7 protein-coding genes are annotated in these 3,824 nt (G+C 70.6%); 2 read left to right on the plus strand and 5 right to left on the minus strand.

The features are described 5' to 3' along the window. The coding region (locus CCN39_RS51370) for a transposase (protein ID WP_208630639.1) at positions 1 to 289 on the minus strand (289 nt) is incomplete at its 3' end. Between the two features lie 448 nt (positions 290 to 737). Between CCN39_RS51370 and CCN39_RS43380 the strand changes: the two genes are divergently transcribed. Next, positions 738 to 1,226 (plus strand): sigma-70 family RNA polymerase sigma factor, encoded by a 489-nt coding sequence (locus tag CCN39_RS43380; protein ID WP_086852476.1) that lies wholly within the window; start codon positions 738 to 740, stop codon positions 1,224 to 1,226. Positions 1,227 to 1,242: 16 nt separating this feature from the next. Then, the gene (locus tag CCN39_RS43385) at positions 1,243 to 1,545 is read left to right on the plus strand and encodes a cupin domain-containing protein (RefSeq protein ID WP_086852478.1); all 303 of its coding nucleotides are present in this window, start codon (positions 1,243 to 1,245) and stop codon (positions 1,543 to 1,545) included. 3 nt (positions 1,546 to 1,548) lie between these two features. Here the strand turns inward: CCN39_RS43385 and shbA are convergent, their stop codons facing one another. The 4 genes from shbA to CCN39_RS50445 form a co-directional block, all read right to left on the minus strand. Continuing rightward, positions 1,549 to 2,178, minus strand: coding sequence for an RNA polymerase sigma factor ShbA (shbA, locus tag CCN39_RS43390; protein ID WP_167455360.1), 630 nt, complete (start codon positions 2,176 to 2,178; stop codon positions 1,549 to 1,551). 231 nt (positions 2,179 to 2,409) lie between these two features. Next, positions 2,410 to 3,420 (minus strand): hypothetical protein, encoded by a 1,011-nt coding sequence (locus CCN39_RS43395; RefSeq protein ID WP_244211276.1) that lies wholly within the window; start codon positions 3,418 to 3,420, stop codon positions 2,410 to 2,412. Further along, complete coding sequence (locus CCN39_RS49795; protein ID WP_143264377.1) at positions 3,380 to 3,625, minus strand: hypothetical protein; 246 nt, start codon at positions 3,623 to 3,625, stop codon at positions 3,380 to 3,382. The genes CCN39_RS43395 and CCN39_RS49795 overlap by 41 nt, the downstream gene beginning before the upstream one ends. Beyond that, the coding region (locus CCN39_RS50445) for a hypothetical protein (protein WP_158104605.1) at positions 3,622 to 3,824 on the minus strand (203 nt) is incomplete at its 5' end. The genes CCN39_RS50445 and CCN39_RS49795, both read right to left, overlap by 4 nt.

Consider the following 3,824-nt stretch of genomic DNA (forward strand, 5'->3'; position numbering starts at 1 on the left):
CGGGTGAGCGGCCGCCGCGGGAACCGCGGCGCTTGCGGTGCCCGGCCTGATCCGCCGGTTCGGGTATCACCGCGGTGATACCGCGATCGTGCAGATGCCCGCGGATCGCCCTCGAGGAGTAGGCCTTGTCGCCGCGGACACGGTCGGGCCTGGTGCGGGCTCGACCACGCCCGGCTCGACGGATGCACAGGTGCCGCATCAGGTGCGGGAACATCGGCGCGTCACCGACCTGCCCGGGACCGCCCAGAATCACCAGCGGCCGGCCGTTGCCGTCGACGAGGTGGTGCACTTTGGTGCTCCAGCCGCCGTGGGAGCGGCCGATGGCGTGGTCAGGCGGCTCGGCCAGCAGATCCGTGTAGCTCGACCCAGCCCCCTGTGCGGCGGGTGATGTTGGTGGCGTGCTGATGCGCCCGGGCGATCGTGGAATCGACCGACACCGACCAGTCGACCAAGCCGGCGGCGTCGGCAGCGGACGCGGCCGGCGGCCGGGATGCCGGCAAGTGCGGTGCCGGTGGCGTTCGCACGGCCGGAGGTGTCGATCGGAGCCCGCGCGTGACAGCCCTACCCGGCCGCCGGGGTGCGGCCCGAGCGCGCCGACCGCGCAGGACTAGGTCATCTCCCCCGTCGATCAAGGGATCGTCGCCGCTTCCCCGGCCTTCCCGGAAATAGCCGGGAATCCGCGCCGGGCGGGTCCATCTCCGTGGTGTGGGGGTAGTTCCCCCGCACGGAGGGAAACCATGACCACCACCTCGGACCACCTGCTGGCCGAAGCCAGGCCGCTCGTGGTGCGCTACTGCCGCGCCCGGCTGGACCCCGACTCCGCCGACGACGTCGCCCAAGACGTCTGCGTGGCCCTCATCCAAGCCCTGCCGCGGCGGCCGCCGGAACGTCCGCTGCCCGACTTCGTCTGCGACATCGCCCGCACCAAGGTCGCGGCCGCGCGGAAGGCCGCCGCGCGGACGGCCGAGCCGGTTGCCGAACTGCCCGATGCGCCCGACTCGTCGTCCGATCCCGAGCACCACGCGCTCCGGCGCGAACTTCGCGAGCGGATGGCGAACCTCCTGGGCGTGCTGCCGCGCAGGCAACGCGAAATCGTCGTGCTGCGCGTGGTCGTCGGCCTGTCCGCCGAGGAGACCGCCGCCGCGGTCGGCTCGACGCCGGGCGCCGTCCGGGTCGCCCAGCACCGGGCGCTCGGCCAGCTTCGCAAGGTCGTGACCAGCCCCTGAGCGCTACCCTGGCCTGGTGAGCGACAGCGAGAATTTCGAAGGACGCGACGTCGGGTCCGGAGTCTCGGTCATCCGCGAAAGCACGGACGTCGTCGGCTCCGGGCCGCGGCTGCACCGGCACCCCTACACCGAAACGTTCGTGATCATCCGCGGGCGGGCGCGGTTCACCGTCGGCGACGAGCAGCGTGACGGCGGGCCCGGGGACGTGCTCGTCGTCCCGGCCGGCACGCCGCACAAGTTCGCCGTGCTCGGCCCCGGGGTCTACGAGGCCGTGCACATCCACGAAAGCGACCACTTCATCACCGAATGGCTCGAGTGACGCCTAGAGCTCGCCGATCATGCCGCGCAGCTTCGTCAGGGCGCGGAACTGCGTGATGCGGACGTTGCCGGCGGAGATGCCCAGCGCCTCCGCCGTCTCGTTCGCCGACAGGCCCGCGACGATCCGCAGCGACAGGATGTCCTGGTGCAACGGGGGCAGCGCGGCCAGCAACCGGCCCAGCCGGGCGCCCAGGTCGAGCTCGAGGACGTGGTTCTCCGGCTCGTTGCCGCCCAGTGGCCGGTCCGGCAGCTCCGGCACCGGCTTCGACCGGTCCCTGGCCACCGAGCGGAACGCGTCGGCGACCTTGTTCGCCGCGATCGCGCGCACGAGGTACAGGAACGAGCCCCCGCGGTCCTGGTAGTTCGGCAGCACCTTCAGCACCGCCAGGCACACCTCCTGGGCGACGTCGTCGGCCGAAAGGTACGACAGGTCCCGCCCGCCGATCCGCGCCCGGCAGTAGCGCACCACCGTCGGCTTGATCAGCCGCAGCAGCGCCTGGAGCGCGTCCGGGTCGCCGTCGCGCGCCGCCGCCACCACCGGGTCGAGCCGCTCCTTGGCCAGGCCGCCCTCCGGCCTCGGCGAATCCTCCAGCACCGTGTAGCCGTCGACGGCCTCCGCCGCCTCCGCGATCATGGTTTCCACGCGCCCTCCTCGTGCCCGCCACCGGGAGGGTCCGTCCACAACGGACAGTGTGGTGCCTGGACGTCCCCGGTCCGACATATGGCGTAATCGAGGCGCTGACCAGCAACGTTGCAGAGTGCTGGTGGTTGTCCAGCTATTGTCCGTTAATCGTTCACGACCCGGCCGAAACGGCCGCCGAGCACCGGCGGGGCACGGGACAAACAGTGGACAGAAACCGGAAGATCAAGCCCAGCGGATTCCGTAGGCGAAGCCCGGGGCGAGGTCCCGGAACCGGACGTGCACCTCGCCGGCGTCGTCGGCCGACAGGGCCGCACCGATTCGCGACCGGTGGTCGGACGGTGAAACCTTTTCCTGACGCTCGATCCGCTTCGGCACGTGTTCACCGAACCGGACGTGCAGATCGAAAACATCGCACGGGTGCCGCGGCACGCAGAGGTAACGCGGTTCCCGGAGGTTCGCCCGGAATCGCAGCCCGACCTCGTGCCGCGCGCCGCGGCGCAACGGCTCCGGCAGCCGCAACTCCAGCCCGATCCGGTCGCTCGATTCCATCACCCGGTGCGTTAGCACGCCGCCGTGGAACACGTCGACTCCGAGATCGGACTCGTGTACCGAAACGCCCGATTCGCCGGTCACCGGCAACGTCAGCGCCAGGTCCAGCACGGCGATTTCGTCGGCGTCGGCGACCACCCGGCGGAATTCGAACGCCTCCGGCACCGGCTGATCGAGAGCCAGCGTGACGCGCAGTTCTTCGGTGTGCCAGCCGCGGCCCGGATAGTGCCGGGGCGCCGGCACGGCCGCCGCGACGGCCAGCGCGGCGATCTGCTCGATTCCCTCGTCGATCCGCCGCCGGACCGTCCGGTCGTCGCGGTCGAGCGTGATCGCCGCCCAGTGCACCCGTTCCTGGTAGAACGGTTTCCGCGCCCGCTCCTCGAGCGCGAATGCGGCGAGCAGAGCGATCTTCAGATCGTCCGGCAGCGACTCGACGAGCGGGCGCAATCGATCGGACAGCTTACGCCGCATCTCCACGGTTCCGTCATCTTCGACAATGCCGCAAGTGGAGCGCAATGCGGGGCCGATCCGGTCCGCGAGCGGTGTCGTGAAAATTGCCCTCCCTTTGCGCAGGACCTTGAGTTCGCCGACCACGTCCGCCGCACTGAGACTCACCGTTCCCCTCCCCTTCCACACACGGAGGTCAATGGTCGCCAGCGCCACCGCCGATGTCCAGTCGATCACGCTCCGGCAAACGGATCGTTATCCCGCGGTTTCCTTTTCCGCCATCCGGGTAATCGCCGAATCTTGTTGGCGTTGTGTTGACAACGACCGCATTGCGCCACAACGATTCCGGGCGAAAACTCACGCGACCGCCGCTGTCGAACGCGTCGAAATCACCGAAGCGCCCGCGCCGCCGCGGCGCGCTTTCCGGCGCGGGCACGTTCACCCGGGCGGCGCACCACCCCCGTGGGTGAACGTGACCGGGCCGTTGCCCGGGCACCGGTTGACGGCGGCCCGCCGCGGGTACTTGTTGATCATGAGCCCGAGGATGTGGCGCCTGCTGATTTCGGGGTCGCTGCGGCTGTTCCTGATCAGCGCCGTGCCGGCCGCCGCCAGTCCGGCGAGCACGGACAGGTGCGCGGCGG

Source organism: Amycolatopsis kentuckyensis (assembly GCF_002155975.1).
Taxonomy (GTDB): Bacteria; Actinomycetota; Actinomycetes; order Mycobacteriales; family Pseudonocardiaceae; genus Amycolatopsis; species Amycolatopsis kentuckyensis.

Excerpts from the sequence above, each read along its gene's own strand:
- CCN39_RS43380 (WP_086852476.1), top strand. The coding sequence starts at position 738 with ATGACCACCACCTCGGACCACCTGCTGGCCGAAGCCAGGCCGCTCGTG.
- shbA (WP_167455360.1), bottom strand. The coding sequence starts at position 2,178 with ATGATCGCGGAGGCGGCGGAGGCCGTCGACGGCTACACGGTGCTGGAG.